Raw genomic sequence first — 17,407 nt, 5'->3', positions numbered from 1 at the left:
CCGGCGAAAGCCGGGGCCCAGGGCCACAAGCGGCGTGGAAGAGAAACCCTGGCCCCCGGCTTTCGCCGGGGAACTGCCAGGGGAAATTCGTGCCTATTTCCGCGTCAGCCGCTCGAGCCGGACCAGCGCCAGAGCGATCAGGACGAGCGGCACCAGTACCAGGTAGAAGGCGGTCTGGCCCGAGAAGCGATCGAAGGTGAAGCCGGTGATGAACGATCCGATCGTGCCACCCAGCGCCGAGAAGATCACCATCAGCCCCACCATTGCCGCATGCCGCTCGCGCGGCAGCGCGCTCAGCACCACCGAGGATACGATCGGGTAGATCGGCGCCATGAACACGCCGATCAGCGGGAAGATGTACGCGGCGATCGGCGCGTCGAACCAGCCCATCTCCGCCCGGGGCTGCAGCCCCTGCGTCGTCGGCAGGGTGAGCAGCACCAGGGCCGCGATCAGGCCGAGGCAGCCGAGCAGCAGCTTGAGCCAGCCGAGCCGGGCGACCAGCCCGCTCGCGCTCAGCCTGCCCACCGCCAGCGCGGCGATGAAGATGCTCGATGCCTGCACGCTCATCGCGCCCGGCAAATGCAGCACCTGGTTGTTGAAGGTCGGCAGCCAGGTGCCGACGCCCTGCTCGATCAGCACGTAGAGGAAAATCGCAGTGAGGAAGGCGATGGTCGAGGGCAGCACGAGCAGCGCCAGCGCGTCGCGATAACCGGCGGTCTGCTCGCCCTGCCCCGCTTGCGCGGCGCTTTCGTCGAGATCGGCGAACCACCACAGGATCGCCGCCAGCACCGCCAGCACGGCGATCACCCGATAGACGCCCAGCCAGCCCTGCCCGCTCGTGTCCTGGCCGATGAACCAGCCGAACAGCCAGATGCCGGCCAGGATGCCGACCATGAAGACGCCTTCGATCAGCGACGTCAGGCTCGCGTGGCGGGCGGGATCGGGCCGGACGAGGCCGATCGAGGAATAGGTCGCCACCTTGGCGATGCCGAAGCACAGCCCGACGAGCACGAAGAACAGCTGCATCGCCCAGAAGCTGTTGGCGAAGCTGATCGCCACTGCGCCCACGGATACAGCGAGCATCACCCCGATCTGCGCGCGACGAAAGCCGAAGCGCGGCAAATGGGTCGCGAACAGAAAGGATGCGACGACCACCGAAAGGTCCTTGCACGCTTCCAGCGTCGCTGCCTGCGGCTTGGTCACGCCGTAATGCGCGATCGACTGGAGAATCACCGTGCCGACGCTGTTCATCAGCAGCCCGAGCAGGGCGTAGCTGGTGATCAGGGCGGGCACCGCCCAGGCTGCGCGCTTCATTCGGGTTCCTCTCCGTCTTTGTGGCGGCTAGCCAAGCAGATCATGCAATGCATTTCAACGCTTGCGTCAAACTGCCTCGAACGCTCCGTGGAGCACCTCGCCCCCGGCATCGACCCAAAGATCGAACATGCCGGGCTCGACGCGCCACTGGCCGTCCACCGCGACCAGCGCTAGTTCCTGGTACGGGATGGAAAGCGTCACCACCCGCGCCTCGCCCGGATCGAGCGTGGCGCGGGCATAGGCCTTCATCTGCCGCACGGGTCTGGTGCGGCTGGCGACACGGTCATGGATGTCGACACGAACGAACGCCTCACCCCGCCAGGTGCTGGTGTTGGCCACGGTGACGCGTATCTCCACCGCTTGCCCCGCCGCCACGCGGCCAGGCAGCTCCAGGCCAAAAAGCGTGAAGCGTGCATATCCCTGCCCGCTGCCGAACGGGAACAGCGCGCGATCCGGAGCGTCGCGCCAATGGCTGCGGCCGGGCTCCATCGGATCGGCATCGCCCGCCGGCCGGCCGGTGCTGCGCCGGTCGTATGACCAGGGCTGCTGCCCAGTGGCGAGCGGAAAGCTCACCGGCAAACGGCCGGTCGGCTCGCGCACGCCGAACAGCACATCGGCAACGGCGGAGCCGGTCTGCTCGCCCAGGAACCAGGTGCACAGGATCGCCGACGCATCGCGCACCGCGCCTTCCAGTGCCAGCGCCCGGCCATGGCGGAGGAGCACGACCACCGGCTTGCCCGTCGCCGCAACAGCCTCGGCCAGCGCCTGCTGCGCCGCCGGCACAGTGATATCTGTCCGGCTATTGCCCTCACCCGACATGTCGCCCGCCTCGCCGATCGCAAGCAGCACGACATCGGCCGCCTTCGCTGCCGCCACCGCACGCTCGACCCCATCCGCCAGCGGATCGTGGATCCCGCTCCCCGCCTCCACCGCGAGCGCCGACGGATCGGTGAGCAAGTCGCGAATCCCGGTGGCGAGATCGATGCCATCCTTCGCGTCGCCGGCGAAGGACCAAGGTCCATTTAGATTGGCCTTGTCCGTGCCGAACGGGCCTAGCAGCGCGATCTTCTTGCCCTTGCGCGGCAGGGGCAACAGCGCATCCCGGTTCCGCAGCAGTACGATCGAGCGTGTCGCTACCTCACGCGCCACTGCCTTGATCGCCGGGGTGGCGGTTCGCTTCTTCTCCGCTGCAACATCGAGCGACCGAAACGGATCGTCGAACAACCCCAGCGCCTCCTTGAGCGCCAGCACCCGCCGCACCGCCTCGTCAACCCGTGCCATCGGCACCTTGCCCGACGCGACCAGCGCCGGGAGATGCTTGTTGTAGAGCCCGCTCTGCATCGAGACGTCGATGCCCGCCAGGATCGCCAGCCGCGCCGCATCGGCTTCGTCCGCCGCCACGCCATGCGCGATCAGCTCGCGATCGGCATCATAGTCGGAGACGCAGACGCCAGCGAACTTGAGCTCGCCGCGCAGCACATCGGTGAGCAGCCAGCGATTGGCGGTGGCCGGCACGCCGTTGAAGTCGGTGAACGACGCGATCGTTGCCAGCGCGCCCACGCCGAAGCCAGCGGCGAAGGGCGGCAGATAGGTCTCGCGCAGCTCAGCCAGGCTCATGTCGACCGCCGCATATTCCATGCCGCCGCGCACCGCCGAATAGCCGGCGAAATGCTTGGGCGTGGCGAGCAGGCTATCGCCCCGGCGCAGGTCGCTGCCCTGGAAGCCGCGCACCCGCGCCGCCGCCAGCTGCCGGTTGAGCAACAGGTCTTCTCCGGCCCCTTCCGCCACGCGTCCCCAGCGCTGATCGCGCGCAACATCGACCACCGGCGCAAAGGTCCAGTGCAGCCCACCGGCGTTCGCCTCTTGCGCCACCGCCCGCGCCGCGCGCTCGGAAAGGTCTGGATCGAACGCCGCCGCCTCGGCTAGCGGGATCGGGAAGATCGTGCGGCAACCATGAATCACGTCCGCGGCGAAGATCAGCGGGATACCGAGCCGGCTCTTGAGCGCCGCCGCCTGCGCCTTGCGCGCACCTGCCACGCCATAGCCATTGAATAGCATGCCGACCCGCCCCGCACGGATCTCGGCGAGCAGCGTGTCGGCACCGCGCGGATCGACGACCGGATTGAACACCGCACCCACCGGCCGGATCTCGTCGTTGAAGCAGCTGAGCTGGCCCGCCTTTTCCTCGATAGTCATCCGCGCGATCAGCGCTTCGATCCGCGCCGATGCCGCCCATGCCGACCGCGGCAGCAAACCGAGCAGTGCAAGCTGGGCCGAACCCGCCATCAGGCTGCGCCGGCCGATTCGCCCGCCCGCTCCCGCGCTTTTCCGTGTCAAAATCTCTCTCCCGCATGACGAAGCCTTGCACGGAACCCCGCCGGAATCCGTTGGTTTGCGCATCTGTTGCACCGGCGCACCACTGGTTGGCAAATTCCGCGTGACAGTTGCAGAAAACGATTTCATTATGTCTGCGTCGCGACTAATCGAGCGGGATCAACCCGCCGGACAGTCCGGCATAAACTCGGTTGGGGAGGATATATGTTGCTTTCCGTTCGCGCTGGCGTTCGCGCCGCGCTGTTGGCCAGCGCCGCACTGCTGCCGCTCGCTGCCCAGGCCCAGACCACCAGCACCGACGCGGCTGCTCCCGCTGCGCAGGACGATGCTGCCGCCGATGAGGGCCAGATCGTCGTCACCGGCCAGACCACGCCGAACCGCCCGCTGATCACCGCCTCGGCCGACATCACGCTCGCCAATCGCGACCTGATCGACCAGAAGGCCCCGCGCTCGACCGCCGACATGCTCGAGATGGTCCCGGGCATCTTCGTCGAAGCGACCGCCGGCGCGGTGTCGAACAACTATTCGGTCCGCGGCCTCCAGGGCGGCGGCCAGCGCTTCGTGCAGCTCCAGGAGGACGGCATGCCGATCCTCTATGGCGGCGGCGGCGCCGACTTTTTCTTCGATCAGGACCTGACCATCGATCGCCTCGAAGCGGTCAAGGGCGGTTCGTCGGGCGTGCTCACCGTCAACGGCGCGGGCGCGACGATCAACTTCATCTCGAAGGCCGTGAACCACGAGCAGCCCGAGGGCGCCGTCCGCTTCACCGGCTACAACTACGGCCTCAAGCGCGCCGACGGCTATTATTCGCAGCCGATCACCGACAAGCTGGCCTTCAGCGTCGGCGGCTATATCCAGTCGAGCCCGGGCGTTCGCAAGAACACCAACGACTATGCTGGCTGGCGCCTGAAGGGCGCGCTTGAGTACAAGTTCGACGACGGCGGCTATGTGCGCCTGTCGGCGAAGGGCGGCGATATGAAGAACGCCTACTACGCCGACCAGCCCTATCGCTTCACCGATGGCGACCCGGCCGGCGTTCCCAGCCTCGACACGCAGTTCGGCAATGTCGGCGGCCGCGCCTTCTCGAACATCGCCGTGCCGGTTTCGACCTTCGCGCATTCGAGCGGCTACCGCGAATTCAACTATGACGACGGCATCGTCGCGAAGACCTGGCAGGCCCGCCTCGATTTCGAGAAGCCGGTTTCTGATTCGGTCACGCTGTTCGGCCATGGCCGCTATCTCGACTATAGCTACGACTTCAACGGCCTGTTCCCGGGCTCGGGCACCGGCAATGCCGGTCTGACCAGCGCGGTGAACTATCTGACGCCGGGCGCGGCCTCGCCGATCAACGATCTGCTGACGGCTGGCCAGGCCGCCTATCCGACCGCCACGCGCTTCGGCATCAAGAACCTGCGCACCGGCCAGGTGATCGGCTCGAACCAGACGGCCCTGCTCAACGCGCTGAACGGCAACGGCTTCCTGCAGCGCACCACGCTCAACCACGATGCCATCGATGCCTATGACTTCGGCTTCAACCTCGGCGGCCGCTGGAACTACGAAGGCAACGGGTTCACCAACTCGCTGACCGTCGGCGTGATGTACTACAACACCAAGCGCGACCAGGATCAGTCGGCGACCGCCAGCGTCGTCAACGACGTCCGCACCAACAGCGACGTCTATGACATCGTGGCGCTCAACGCCTCGAACCAAGTGATCGGCACGCTCTCTGACAACGGCCTGGTCTCGTACGGCGACTGGGGTGCCGGTATTCGCAGCCGGAAGGATTCGAGCGTCTCTCTGTACGTGAACGACGAATTCGCGATCGGCGACCTGCATCTCGACGCCGGCGTGCGCTGGGAGCAGGACAGCGCGACGGCTTGGGACGGAAACACCGCAGCGGTGAACCAGGCGGTTCCGGCCGGTACGGCAGGCGTCCTCACCACGGTCGGCTCGACCTGGGACGGCACCTACACCGTGCGCAAGGCGACCAAGAAGGCGGTGGCCTACACCTTCGGCGCGAACTACCTGATCACGCCGAACTTCTCGGTCTATGCCCGCTACGCCAACGGCTTCCAGATGAACAACGTCGATGCCATCACCGGCATCGAGCTGTACGAAGCCGGCGTGCGCGCCCAGATGGGCCGGATGTTCTCGGGCTCGGCGACGGTGTTCCGCACCAACTTCAAGAACCAGAACTACAACTTCGCCGATCCGGTGAACCCGTCGGTCCAGAGCAACATCAACGCCGATCTGCGTACCAACGGCGTCGAGCTCGACCTGAACTTCCGCCCGGTGCCGGCCTTCAGCATCGACTTCCAGGGCGTGTTCCAGGATCCGAAGCTGGTCAACCTGGCGATCAATGGCGCCAACCAGTCGGGCTTCGAGGGCAACCGCCCCGAGCGCACCCCGGCGCGCCTGTTCACGATCACGCCCAGCTTCAAGCTGCCGAACGGTCTCGGTGAGATCTATGGCCGCTACAAGTATATCGGCAAGATCTACGCCGATGCCGGCAACGGCGTGGCGCTGCCGAGCTACGGCGTGACCAGCGTGGGCGCCTCGTTCAACCTCAGCAAGCAGCTGCAGGTGAGCGTGAACGCGGACAACATCTTCAACGTCATCGGCCTGACCGAGGGTAACCCCCGCCAGGGCCAGACGCAGGCGATCACCGACGGCTATTTCTATGCCCGCGGCATCGTCGGCGCCACCTATGGCGGTTCGGTCACGTTCAAGTTCTGATAACCCGCAAGGGTCGCAATTGGGGGGCGCGGCAACTGAAAGGTTCGCCGCGCCCTTTCCACATCTGGACAGTCCCTCTCCCCATCGGGGAGAGGGAGGGAGCCGACAAAGTCGGCGGAAGGGAGAGGGGCAGTGGGAGCGGGTTGCGACTGCCCCTCTCCCTTCCCACCGCTTCGCGGCGGGCTCCTTCCCTCTCCCCGGTGGGGAGAGGGAGAATAGATATTCGCCAACGAGAAGGAGTAAGAGGATGCGAGGTTCGATGCGGTTGCTGCTGGCGAGCGGGCTGCTGCTCGCGGGCACGAGCACGGCAGCGCTGGCGCAGAAGCGCGCGACCAGGGCGCCCGAGCTGGCCTACAGCCTGACCGAGGGCCAGAACCTCAATGCATTCGTCCGCGACGGCAAGGTCGCGGCGCATCTGCTGCTGCGCAACGGCAGCGATCCGCGCATCCTCGTCGCCTTCCCCGCCGGCAACAGCGGCGTCGGCCTGTGGTTCAACGCCGTAGCCCGGCCCGCAACCTGGCGCCTCGATCAGGCGCCGCGGCCGGTCACCTTCGCCGATAGCAAAGGCCGCCCGCTCCACGGCATCGAGAGCATCGCGACGATCGACGCGCCCCGGCTGGCGCCCAAGCAGGCCGTGCTCTCCAACGTCCGCTTCCTGCGCGATTACCAGTCGGTCAGCCGCTTCCCCGCCGAAGTCGCCGCGCCGATGCGCACCGAAGGAAACCGCATCCTCTATGCCCGCGACCGCGTCGACGGCGCACCCGGCTACAGCCTCGAAATCCAGGTCCTTTCCGGGCGGATCGAAAAGGGCGAGATCGTCGCCGGCGCCGATGGCCGCATCCGCCTGCGCATCGTTGCCGCGACGGGCGACACGCCGCTCACCGGCCTGAGCAAGGCCGAGCTGCTCAACGCGAAGGCCGCCGCCGATCCCGCAGCGCGCAACGCCCTCGCCTTCCTGAGCTACCGCGAGAAGTTCCTCGCCGGCTCGTGGCGCTTCGATACCTATTTCGGCCGCGACACGCTGATGTCGGTTCGGCTGCTGATGCCGGCGCTGCGCGGCGCGGCAGTGGAAGCCGGCCTGGGCGCAGTGCTCGCCCGTCTCGACGACAAGGGCGATGTCGCGCACGAGGAAGGCCTATCCGAATTCGCGCTGGTCGATCACCAGCAGCACGGCCAGCCCGGCGGCGACACCCCGACACTCGATTATGCGATGATCGACGACGATTACATGCTCGCGCCGGTCGCCGCCGAATATCTGCTCAACCCGGCCAACCGCGCCGCTGCGCAGGGCTTCCTGGCCCGCGAAGTGCCGAGCGTCGCGCATCCCGGCATTGCCCAGCCGGCCGGCGCGCTGCTCGTCCGCAACCTGCGCTTCGTGCTCGAACATGCCGCGCCCTTCGCCGAGGATCCGCGCTGGAACAAGCTGCTCGCGATCCGCGCCGGCCGCCTGACCGGCGAATGGCGCGACAGCGAGGAAGGGCTCGGCCGCGGCCGCTACCCCTATGACGTCAATGCGATCCTGATCCCCGCCGCGCTGGAAGCGACCGACAAGCTGCTCCGCGCCGGCCTGCTCGATCGTTTCCTGACCCGCGTCGATCGCGCCGCGTTCGAGCGCGCCCATGCGATGGCCGCGACCTGGCGTGACCGGGCGCCGGGCCTGTTCGCCGTCGAGACCCCGGCCGCGGAAGCCGCTGCCAAGGTTCGCGACTATGCCGCCCGCGTCGGAGTGCCCGCCGCCCCGGCGCTCGCCGCGCTCAAGGGCCAGGCGCTGCGCTACCACGCGATCGCGCTCGACGATCACGGCCAGCCCGTGCCGATCATCAATTCGGACGAAGGCTTCGCACTGCTGTTCGGCCATCCCGATCCCGCCGATCTCCAGGCCTATGTCGGCGCGCTGGCGCGGCCGTTCCCGGCCGGCCTGATGACCGATATCGGCCTGCTCGTCGCCAATCCGGCGCTGGCCAGCACCGAAGTGCAGGACCGCTTCACGCCGGCCGCCTATCATGGCGCGGTGGTCTGGTCGTGGCAGCAGGCGCTGTTCGCCGCCGGGCTGGAACGCCAGCTCGCCCGCACCGACCTGCCCACCGCCACCCGTGCGGTGCTGAAGGCCGCGCAGACCAAATTGTGGCGCGCGATCCAGGCAACGCGGGCGACGCAGAGCTCCGAGCTCTGGTCCTGGGCGTTCGAGAATGGCCGCTACAAGGTCGTCGCCTTCGGCGCCGGCAAGGCGGATGTCGACGAGTCCAACGCCGCGCAGCTGTGGAGCACGGTCTATCTCGCGGTCCAGCCGCCCAAACCGGCCCCGGCGAAGAAGAAGAAGCGCTGAGCCGCATTCAACCGAACACCCCACTCGCCCGCCATTCCTCCCCGGTATGGCGGGCAAATTTTACTCGCTCCGTCATCCTAACCCACCGTCATCCCGGCGAAAGCCGGGATCTCAGGCGATGGCGCGGGGCAGGAGCCGCACGAGATCCCGGCTTTCGCCGGGATGACGGGTTTGGGGCGGGATGACGGGTTTGGGGCGGGATGACGGCTTGGGGCGGGATGACGGCTTGGGGCGGGATGACGCTATTGGGCCGCCAGGAACGCCGTGGCCGTCAGCCTGCCCGTCGCCGGATCGCTGTCCAGCGCTGCCCCCGGCGCGATCGCCCCGCTGTGGAGCAGCGCGCTGCGATAGATCACCGCGCGGTTGTAGCGCGCCTCGACATGCTGGATCCGCTCGAACAGCGCCGTGTCGTCGAACGGATAGGCAGCTTCCGGCGGATCGGCGCGCAGCTCGGCATTGAGCGTGGCGAGATAGCCGGGCGAACGCGCCGTATCGATCGTCTCGAAGCCCGTCGCGCGGTGGCGGAAGAAGGCGGTGCCGTCTCCGCCGTCCGAGAGATAATGGACCAGCGCGATCCGCCCCGGCTGCACCGCATCGACATGCGGCAGTCGCTGTTCGACGCCGAGCTCGGCCACCGGCGTCGTCACCATCGAGAAGCTCGCATCGAGCAGCTCGACACCCGCCACCTCAAGCACGTCGCGCAACACCGGCAGCAGCGCCGGGCGCACCCGGGCGAAATAGTCGGCGGGCAAGGCTGCGCGGATGCCGGGATAGTGATGCCGCCCCGCTTCGAACCGCGCCGCCAGCGCCGCCGCCCGGAGCGAATCCGGATCGGGATGGAAGCCGTCGACGATCGCGATCGGCTGCCCCTCCCGGCCGATCCGCCGCGCGACGATGTCGGGCCTGGTCACCCGCCCATCGCCGCCGCCAGCGCGGCATCGTGCAGCGGCAGCGTCGGCGCCGCGCGCTGGATCACCTCGGCGACCTGGCGGACCTGGGCGATGTTGGTCGCGCCATCGAGCACGTCAGCGAGCGGGTTGTAATCTTCTGCCACGATCTCCTGCCCGTTGAGCACGGCGAGCCAGCTCGCGTCGCGGAACAGCTCCTCGCTCGCCAGCATCAGCCGGCCCGAGCGGCGATACTGCTCTTCGCGCGCGACCAATGTCTCGGGCAGCGCCATCTCGCGCCGCTCGACCCAGAACGGGTCCGCCCGGCCGGGATTGGCGTGGTAGTGGAGGATCAGGAAGTCCTTGATATTGTCCATGTCGGCATTGAGCAGGCCATTGTACCGCTCGGCCAGCGCCGGATCCATGTCGCGGTCCGGGAACAGCGTCAGCAGCTTGGCGATGCCGCTCTGGATCAGGTGGATCGAGGTCGATTCCAGCGGCTCGAGGAAGCCCGAGGACAGTCCGATCGCCACGACATTGCCGATCCACGCCTTGCGCCGCGTGCCCGCCTTGAAGCGCAGCGTGCGCGGCTCGGCCAGCGGCTCGCCGTCGAGATTGGCGAGCAGCATCGCGGTCGCTTCATCCTCGCTCATGAAGCTGCTGGCGAAGACGTGGCCGTTGCCGATCCGGTGCTGGAGCGGGATGCGCCACTGCCACCCGGCCGGGCGCGCGGTGGAGCGGGTGAAGGGCGTGGTATGCTCGGTTCGCTCGCAGGGCACCGCCACGGCGCGGTCGCATGGCAGCCAGTGCGACCAGTCCTCGAACCCGCCCCCCATGATGCCGTCGATCAGCAGCGCGCGGAAACCCGAGCAATCGATGAACAGGTCGCCCTCGATCCGCTCTCCGCGCTGCGTGGTCAGCGCGGTGACCAGCCCGGTTTCGCCGTGCCGCTCGACATCCTGCAGCTTGCCTTCGATGCGCGTGACGCCCGCCGCCTCGGCAATGCCGCGCAGGTGGCGGGCATAGAGGCTTGCGTCGAAATGATAGGCATAGCCGAGCGTCGACAGGATCGAGCGCGCGTCGCCCGTCGGCATGGCGAAGCGCCCCTGCCCGGCCAGTTCGGTCGCCAGCGAGAAGGCGGAGAGCGGCAGGTCGAGCCCTTCCTTGCGCGCCTTGGCCCAGCGATGGTGGAAGGCGACGCCCGGGAAGCGCACGCCATAGTCGCCGAACGGGTGGAAATAGCGATGGCCGGGGCGCACCCAGTCGACGAACTCGATGCCCAGCTTGAAGCTTGCCCTGGTCTCGCGGAGGAACGCCGCTTCGTCGAGCCCGATCAGTTGGTTGAACCAGTGGATCGTCGGGATCGTCGCCTCGCCGACGCCGACCGTGCCGATCTCCTCCGATTCGAGCAGCGTGATCCGCAGCGCCTGGCCGAACTGGCTCGCCAGCGCCGTCGCGGTCATCCAACCCGCCGTGCCGCCGCCCAGGATAACGACCGAGCGAACGCGCTGCGACGGGCCATCGGATACAGTCATGGAATCGATTTCTCGCTGTTGATGCACCCGATTAGCGAGGCCGGATCGGCGTGGCGATCCCAATATCGCCCCGAGCGCATGCGAGGCGCTTCCATCCAAAAATGGTGCGCCCTGTAGGAGCGCCTTCAAACTCCCTATTCGGTGTTTTGGAGGAATGGAACGTCATTCTCCAGCACACCAGCCTCGGCCGGGGCATTCTCGAAAACGCAAATGAAGGAGAGAACGGAAGCGCGCCGCAAAGCGCTTTCCGCCATGCTGGCCCAAGGCCGTAAGCGCGATGCGCGCCTTGCAAAACGCACCGGCTGGGGAAAGCACCGGTCGCGACAAGCGTCTCGCGCCCCTGTCCTTGCGCTTGTCGCGTGAGGAACGCGACCGCCTAGAGCGGGACGCTGCCGGGCAAGCGCTCGGCGGCTATATCAAGGCCCGCCTATTCGCCGATGATCCCGCGCAGCGGGAGCATCGTCGTTTGCCTGTGCGCGACCAGCGCACGATAGCCCAAGCGCTCGCGCAGCTCGGGCGGAGCGAGCTGGCGGCCAGCCTGCGCGATCTCGCCGCCGCCGTGCGCTCCGGCAGCCTCGAATGCGACGTCGAAGTACGGGCGGCCCTGCTGACAGGCTGTGCCGACATTGAATCCATCCGGTCGATGCTGGTCGCGGCATTGGGGTTGAAGCCCGCCGCCGCGCCACGGCCACCGCTCGCCGCGCCACGCCAAGCATTTTCCCCGGTAGCTGCAAAGGATGCGGCTCGATGATCCTCAAGGCATCGCAACGGGCCGGTGGCAATCAGCTCGCCCAGCATCTGCTCAATGACCACGACAACGAGCATGTCACGATCCACCAACTGCGCGGCTTCGCCGCCGACGATCTGCGCGGTGCATTTCAGGAAGCGCACGCCGTCTCGCGCGGGACGAAGTGCAAACAGTATCTGTTCTCGCTGAGCCTGAACCCGCCGAAGGGCGAGACAGTCCGCGAGAAAGATTTCGAGCGCGCGGCCGATGAAGCGGAACGGCGGCTCGGCCTCACCGGCCAGCCGCGCGCCATCGTCTTTCACGAGAAGGAAGGCCGCCGCCATGCGCATGTCGTGTGGTCGCGGATCGACGCCGACTCGATGACGGCGGTGAACCTGCCGTTCTTCAAGAAGAAGCTGAACGACCTCGCCCGCGACCTCTATCTCGAACACGAATGGACGCTGCCGGAAGGCTTGCGGACGCATGGCGGCAAAAGCCCGCTGAATTTCACGCTGGACGAATGGCAGCAGGCCAAGCGTCTCGGCCGCGACCCGCGCGAAATCAAGGACGCGATCCGCGATTGCTGGAACCGCAGCGATAGCGCCAAGGCGCTTTCGCACGCGCTGGAAGAGCGCGGCTATTATCTCGCCCAGGGCGACCGGCGCGGCTTCGTGGTCGTCGACACGGACGGCGAGGTGTTCTCGCTATCCCGCTATGCGGGCATCAAAACCAAGGACGTTCGCACAAAGCTAGGTGAACCCGACGCGCTGCCGACCGTGGCGCAGGTGAAAGCCGATCTGGCGCGCAGCACGACACGGCAAGCCGCCAGCTTCCCGCGCGATATCCGCGCGCGACACGCACACGAAGTGATTGAAGGCAAAAAGGCGCTGCATCGCGAAGCGCAGGTGCAGCGCCTCGAACGCCAACAGCTTGGAATGGCGCAACGGCTCCGCCGCGAGGAAGAAACGCGCGCGCGGGCATCGCGGTATCGGCGCGGCCTTGCGGGGCTTTGGGATGCCGTCACCGGCCGCAAGCGGCAAATCCGCCTTGAGAATGAAGCGGCAACTACCGCCTGCGCCAAACGCGATGCCGCCGAGCGGGACGCGATGGCCATGACGCAGGTGTCGCGGCGCGCCCCGCTTCAAAACGATCTCGACCGAACGCGCAGACGCCATGCCGAGGAACGGCGACTGCTGGCCCGACAGATCGCCGAGCACCGGCGACGCCTGCGCCAAGCCGCCGAGCAGGCTGCGCGCGAAGCCGAACGCCCTACACGCGCCTATCGGCGCGGCCTCTCTCTCGACCTCTAGCACGAAGGAGTCGTGTCGTGTGGAAATGGATGAAGAAGGAATGGCATGCACTCAGCGCCGCCGAGAAAGCGACTACGAAACGTTCTGCCGTTGTAGCGATTGCGGCTCTTTGTGCCTTCGCGTGGCAAATTCGCTATCATCCTTTCGATAGTCGATGGCCGTCCTACGCATGGCTTCTTGCGATGCCGTCATGGACAGTCGGAGAAATTCTACGGGATCAAAAATCAAGCGACGCAGAACTCTCGTTTTGGATGGGGGCCGGAGCAGGCTTCCTCGTTCTGCTTTGTGTTTCATGCTTTTCTTGGAATCTGATCGTTCACGGCATGATCGCCGCGTGGACCGCAGCCTATTTGTTCGGCCTCGGCCACTGGCCGAAACCTGACTTTGAATCGCCCATTGTCGTCCCCATCGCGCCGCCGGCACCGCCGACGACATTCGGCTCAGCCCAGTGGGGTACGCTGGAATACATGCAGCAGCATCGGCTCCTCGGCACGGATGGGCTTCTGCTTGGCGTCATCCCCGGCGACGATGAACCCCACCGTTTGAGCTACAGCGGCGACCGCCATCTGCTGACCATCGCCCCGACCGGTTCCGGCAAGGGCACCACTGCCATCATTCCCAACCTGCTCAATTATCCCGGTTCGTGCCTTGTGGTCGATCCGAAAGGCGAGAACGCGCTCATCACGGCCACGCGCCGCCGCCAGCTTTGCGACCAAGTGTATATTGTCGATCCGTGGGGCATCGCGGCGGATGCGGGATCCTCCGCCCGCTTCAACCCTCTCGATTGGCTGGTGGCGGGCGATCTGGACATCGCGGAGAACGCGATGCTGCTCGCGGACGCACTGATCGCCGAGGAGAAAGACAAGGACAGCTTTTGGGATCAGGAAGCCAAGGCGCTCTTGCAGGGCGTCATCCTCTACGTGGCGACCGACGAGCACGAAGCCGATGACCGGCACCTCGCGCGGGTGCGCGACCTGCTGCTGCTCGATGGCGAGGATCTTCGCCAGTTCTTCGAGCGCATGCGGGAATCCGTCCACCATGTCGTGGCGAGCACCGGCGCGCGCAGCTTGCAGAAAGACCCGAAAACCCTGTCGAACGTGCTGGCATCAGTCCAGGCGCACACGCATTTCCTCGACAGCCCGCGCCTGCGCGCCAACCTGTCAGCCTCGGACTTTCGCTTCGAGGATTTGAAGGCAAATCCGACGACGGTCTATCTTGTACTGCCCGCCGACCGGCTTGGCGCGTTCGGGCGGTGGTTGCGGCTCCTCATCCAGCAGGCAATCACCGTCACCGCTCGCGACGTTGCAAACAAGCCGCGCAAACCGGTGCTGTTCATTCTAGACGAGCTGCCCTCCCTCGGTCGGCTGGCCAAGGTACGTGAAGCCTACGGCCTGATGCGCGGCTTCGGCATGCAGATTTGGGGGATCGTGCAGGACGTTCCGCAGATGCGGGAACTCTATGGCGATGGCTGGGAAACCTTCATCGGCAATTCCGGCGCGATCACCTACCACGGCAGCCGTGACAACAGCAGCGCGGACTATTTTTCGAAGCTGTGCGGGGAAGCGACCGTCCTGAACTTCAGCACCAGCACCAGCTCTTCTTCAACCGTCAACAGTTCGGTCAGCTACGGCCCTACGACCACCACCAGCCGGGGTGCTTCAGTCACGAACGGCCACACATTCAGCATCGCGCACGCGCAACGCAAGCTGGCTTACCCCGATGAGCTGATGCGGCTCGGCCAACGCATGCAACTCGTGCTGATCGAGCACCACCGGCCGATCATGGCGAGAAAGCTGCCGTGGTTCGAAGACCCGGCGTTCTGCGCCATCGGGCGCAATCTTGAACCCGCACGGCTGGAACAGGGTGCCGAGATACTCGGCACGCTCGACGTTACTCCCCGCAACTTGAAGAGGGTATGATGGACCACGATCATGTGAAGCGGTTCAATCTGAGCCGCGCCCAACCGCAGCGGGCTTTCGCGGATAGCGCGCTGGATCGGCCGCGCCCGAGGGACAAGGACAATGCAGCCCCGTTGCCGCCGCCGCCCAAGTCAGTGTTCATTTCGAACCCGAGGTTGGCCCCGCCCGGCATGTCCGGTTCGCATCGTCCGTTTCGTCCGCTGGTTCCGGAGCGGGACGAGGATCGCTGCATCGATAGATGAAGAAAAGGGCGCCGCGAGCGGCGCCCTTTCACGTTCGTCGGAATGTCACGACAGGCGGCAGGCACGCGCGAACGATTTCCAACTCGCGGCCAAGCCCGCGACCGGCAATGGCGTTTTGGTGTCCGCCGCGTCCATGACAATCGCTCGCGCGGTCGGCAGCGCGGCCAGCAGAGGATGCGCGTTCGGGATAGCGCCGGAGAGATTCCAGACGCCGTTGAAATCATCCTCCTCGGGCTTGACCGGAACCACGATGGTTTTGCCATCGACGCTGATGGAAAGCCGTGCCGGTGACGGCTGGCTGTCGCGATTGACCAGCGCCGTCACAACTATCTGCCCGGACTCGCAATTGAGCAGGAGCGAGCTGAACTCGGACGCATCCGCGCTGGCCTTGATGCCGATCTTGTTGGCGCTGCCATCGGGAACGGCCCAACGCCCCACGGGCGCGGATGCCGACACGGCTTTGCCCGCACGGGCGCGGCGATAAGGGCCGTCACCGCCGCCGCATCCGACCATGTTATACGGCGCAGGCACACCGGCGACGTAGCGCAGACTGCACGTCACCACGTCGCTACCGCCTTCGATGCGAATGGCCAGCACGTCGCCCTTCGCTTCGGCGGTGCCTTCCCATCCCGCGACATTGTACATGCCGCCTGACGTGCCGCCACCCCATGACACAGCGACCTTGTAACGACTCCCGCCGAGCGGCGTGATGCCCATCACCATTTCATCCTGCGACGGCTGAAACTCGTATTCGCCTGCCCATTTGTCGGTCTGCGGGGCCGCATGTGCCGGGCTGGCGGTGGGCAATGCGCCTGTCTCCGGCTTCGGGGGCGCTTCGGTCTTCGCGGTCGGCGCGGCGGCATTGCCGCAAGAGGCCACCGCCATGCCAGCGAGGCACGACAGGGCCGTCATAATCTTCACGTTCATGATGACTTCCTAGTGCAAGGGGGCGTCAGGGTTGCGCGAGCAGCGCACCCACCAGCCGACATTGAGCCGCATGCGGTCCGGGCCGTCCGGCGTCAGCGCCAGCTCCTGCACGCGCAGCCCGCGATCCGGCGCGTCGCCGTCGCGGCGGAAAGACAGCTTTAGAACCGGCAGGGCCTCTCCAGTCTGAAGCGCCCACGATCCTTGTTCATCCGCCGTGGTGAACCGCCCATTGGCCCGGATGCGCTTGTAAAATTCCGGCGACTGGCAGCCGCCTAAACCCCACGTGCCGACCAACCCTGTTGCCGTTATCGCCGGCGCGCGCGGGGTTGGTGGTGAGCTTGCCGGACCGCAATTCTGGTTGCCACCTAGTTCCGCCGCGACCCGCGCGGCGCGGCCCGTCATCGGACCGTTCGAGCATCCGACGATACCGCCCATGGAGAAGTCCGCGCCGAGGCTCTGCTTCTTGGCGGCAGGCTTCGCGCGCTTGGGCGTGGTTTTCTTGGTCTGCGCCGCTGCCGGTGGCGCGAGCGCAAGTCCGCTGGCGGCGACAAGACATGCCGCCGTCATCGCTACGATTTTCATGATTCACCCCTGAATGTGCGTCCCGGCCGAAGCCGGGACGCGAGTTGTCACTTCCCGCTGTTGCGGGCGCGCGCGGCAGCGGCGGCGGCTTCCGACGCCTGGCTGTCGCTCATGCCCCCGCGCTTGAAATCGGCGGCGCTGTTGTTGGGATTCTGCGCGCCCTGCTGGCCCGCCCAATTCGATTCAGACGACATACGATCACCCTTCCTCGACACGATCCACCTCGGATCGGCAGAGCAAGAATCACACTCATCGTGTGTACGCAAGCTTAATCACACTGATCGTGTGTAGAGAGTTTATCGACTCCGACCCAAGCCTCCGCACATGGCGGCAGACCCAGACCTCATCCATTTCGGGAAAACTGTACGCCGCCTGCGCGAGGCAGAGGGCATCAGTCAGGAAGAGCTGGCGCATCGGTGCGGTTTGCACCGCAATTACATCGGCGGCATCGAACGCGGCGAGCGCAACGTGGGCCTCAAGGCGGTTTTCAGCCTCGCGCATGGACTGGGTGTTCAGGCTGTAAGCCTATTTGAATGACCTTAGTCGAGCGCCCGCGCACGGCGGGCTT

The 17,407-nt window shown here is 66.4% G+C and carries 13 protein-coding genes; 6 read left to right on the top strand and 7 right to left on the bottom strand.

Annotation, left to right across the window (positions count from 1 at the left end; genetic code table 11):
• Nucleotides 1–93: 93 nt before the first annotated feature.
• Both P6144_RS01055 and P6144_RS01050 read right to left on the bottom strand, forming a co-directional pair.
• Nucleotides 94–1,314, bottom strand: coding sequence for an MFS transporter (locus P6144_RS01055; protein WP_277765871.1), 1,221 nt, complete (start codon nt 1,312–1,314; stop codon nt 94–96).
• A gap of 66 nt (nt 1,315–1,380) precedes the next feature.
• Entirely contained in the window at nt 1,381–3,600 is a 2,220-nt protein-coding gene (locus P6144_RS01050; protein WP_277765870.1) for a glycoside hydrolase family 3 N-terminal domain-containing protein, read from the bottom strand.
• 291 nt (nt 3,601–3,891) lie between these two features.
• Between P6144_RS01050 and P6144_RS01045 the strand changes: the two genes are divergently transcribed.
• Together P6144_RS01045 and P6144_RS01040 are read left to right on the top strand one after the other, a co-directional pair.
• Nucleotides 3,892–6,384, top strand: a complete 2,493-nt coding sequence (locus P6144_RS01045) for a TonB-dependent receptor (RefSeq protein ID WP_277765869.1) — start codon at nt 3,892–3,894, stop codon at nt 6,382–6,384.
• Nucleotides 6,385–6,631: 247 nt separating this feature from the next.
• Complete coding sequence (locus P6144_RS01040) at nt 6,632–8,710, top strand: hypothetical protein (protein ID WP_277765868.1); 2,079 nt, start codon at nt 6,632–6,634, stop codon at nt 8,708–8,710.
• Nucleotides 8,711–8,952: 242 nt separating this feature from the next.
• Here P6144_RS01040 and P6144_RS01035 read toward each other — a convergent pair whose 3' ends face one another.
• Together P6144_RS01035 and P6144_RS01030 are read right to left on the bottom strand one after the other, a co-directional pair.
• Nucleotides 8,953–9,621 (bottom strand): DUF6445 family protein, encoded by a 669-nt coding sequence (locus P6144_RS01035; RefSeq protein WP_277765867.1) that lies wholly within the window; start codon nt 9,619–9,621, stop codon nt 8,953–8,955.
• Complete coding sequence (locus tag P6144_RS01030) at nt 9,618–11,132, bottom strand: tryptophan halogenase family protein (protein WP_277765866.1); 1,515 nt, start codon at nt 11,130–11,132, stop codon at nt 9,618–9,620. Before P6144_RS01030 ends, P6144_RS01035 begins: the two co-directional genes overlap by 4 nt.
• Nucleotides 11,133–11,409: 277 nt before the next feature.
• On the opposite strand from P6144_RS01030, the gene P6144_RS01025 reads away from it, so the two are divergent.
• Genes P6144_RS01025 through P6144_RS01015 form a run of 3 tightly spaced genes read left to right on the top strand, consistent with a single transcriptional unit; the run spans nt 11,410 to nt 15,088 of the window.
• Nucleotides 11,410–11,883: a hypothetical protein gene (locus P6144_RS01025; protein ID WP_277765865.1), complete on the top strand. Its 474-nt coding sequence runs from the start codon at nt 11,410–11,412 to the stop codon at nt 11,881–11,883.
• On the top strand, nt 11,880–13,169 hold the full coding sequence (locus P6144_RS01020) for a relaxase/mobilization nuclease domain-containing protein (RefSeq protein WP_277765864.1): 1,290 nt from the start codon (nt 11,880–11,882) through the stop codon (nt 13,167–13,169). The genes P6144_RS01025 and P6144_RS01020 overlap by 4 nt, the downstream gene beginning before the upstream one ends.
• Before the next feature lie 29 nt (nt 13,170–13,198).
• Nucleotides 13,199–15,088, top strand: a complete 1,890-nt coding sequence (locus tag P6144_RS01015) for a type IV secretory system conjugative DNA transfer family protein (RefSeq protein WP_277765863.1) — start codon at nt 13,199–13,201, stop codon at nt 15,086–15,088.
• 287 nt (nt 15,089–15,375) lie between these two features.
• Here P6144_RS01015 and P6144_RS01010 read toward each other — a convergent pair whose 3' ends face one another.
• Genes P6144_RS01010 through P6144_RS01000 form a run of 3 tightly spaced genes read right to left on the bottom strand, consistent with a single transcriptional unit; the run spans nt 15,376 to nt 17,033 of the window.
• Entirely contained in the window at nt 15,376–16,257 is an 882-nt protein-coding gene (locus P6144_RS01010; RefSeq protein WP_277765862.1) for a hypothetical protein, read from the bottom strand.
• A 9-nt stretch (nt 16,258–16,266) separates the two neighbouring features.
• Nucleotides 16,267–16,839 (bottom strand): hypothetical protein, encoded by a 573-nt coding sequence (locus P6144_RS01005; protein WP_277765861.1) that lies wholly within the window; start codon nt 16,837–16,839, stop codon nt 16,267–16,269.
• 47 nt (nt 16,840–16,886) lie between these two features.
• A complete protein-coding gene (locus P6144_RS01000; protein WP_277765860.1) occupies nt 16,887–17,033 on the bottom strand; it encodes a hypothetical protein in 147 nt (48 codons plus the stop codon).
• Between the two features lie 130 nt (nt 17,034–17,163).
• Between P6144_RS01000 and P6144_RS00995 the strand changes: the two genes are divergently transcribed.
• Nucleotides 17,164–17,376 carry a helix-turn-helix transcriptional regulator gene (locus P6144_RS00995; RefSeq protein ID WP_277765859.1) on the top strand — a complete coding sequence of 71 codons (213 nt, stop codon included), beginning with the start codon at nt 17,164–17,166 and terminating at the stop codon, nt 17,374–17,376.
• Nucleotides 17,377–17,407 lie beyond the last annotated feature (31 nt).

Origin of the sequence: Sphingomonas sp. HITSZ_GF (genome assembly GCF_029543155.1) — a bacterium.
Taxonomy (GTDB): domain Bacteria; phylum Pseudomonadota; class Alphaproteobacteria; order Sphingomonadales; family Sphingomonadaceae; genus Sphingomonas.
The sequence above is the reverse complement of the archived record's forward strand: the minus strand, read 5'-3'. Positions and strand labels throughout refer to the sequence as shown.

Excerpts from the sequence above, each read along its gene's own strand:
- P6144_RS01055 (WP_277765871.1), bottom strand. The coding sequence starts at position 1,314 with ATGAAGCGCGCAGCCTGGGCGGTGCCCGCCCTGATCACCAGCTACGCC.
- P6144_RS01050 (WP_277765870.1), bottom strand. The coding sequence starts at position 3,600 with ATGGCGGGTTCGGCCCAGCTTGCACTGCTCGGTTTGCTGCCGCGGTCG.
- P6144_RS01040 (WP_277765868.1), top strand. The coding sequence starts at position 6,632 with ATGCGAGGTTCGATGCGGTTGCTGCTGGCGAGCGGGCTGCTGCTCGCG.
- P6144_RS01030 (WP_277765866.1), bottom strand. The coding sequence starts at position 11,132 with ATGACTGTATCCGATGGCCCGTCGCAGCGCGTTCGCTCGGTCGTTATC.
- P6144_RS01025 (WP_277765865.1), top strand. The coding sequence starts at position 11,410 with ATGCGCGCCTTGCAAAACGCACCGGCTGGGGAAAGCACCGGTCGCGAC.
- P6144_RS01020 (WP_277765864.1), top strand. The coding sequence starts at position 11,880 with ATGATCCTCAAGGCATCGCAACGGGCCGGTGGCAATCAGCTCGCCCAG.
- P6144_RS01015 (WP_277765863.1), top strand. The coding sequence starts at position 13,199 with ATGAAGAAGGAATGGCATGCACTCAGCGCCGCCGAGAAAGCGACTACG.
- P6144_RS01010 (WP_277765862.1), bottom strand. The coding sequence starts at position 16,257 with ATGAACGTGAAGATTATGACGGCCCTGTCGTGCCTCGCTGGCATGGCG.
- P6144_RS01005 (WP_277765861.1), bottom strand. The coding sequence starts at position 16,839 with ATGAAAATCGTAGCGATGACGGCGGCATGTCTTGTCGCCGCCAGCGGA.
- P6144_RS01000 (WP_277765860.1), bottom strand. The coding sequence starts at position 17,033 with ATGTCGTCTGAATCGAATTGGGCGGGCCAGCAGGGCGCGCAGAATCCC.
- P6144_RS00995 (WP_277765859.1), top strand. The coding sequence starts at position 17,164 with ATGGCGGCAGACCCAGACCTCATCCATTTCGGGAAAACTGTACGCCGC.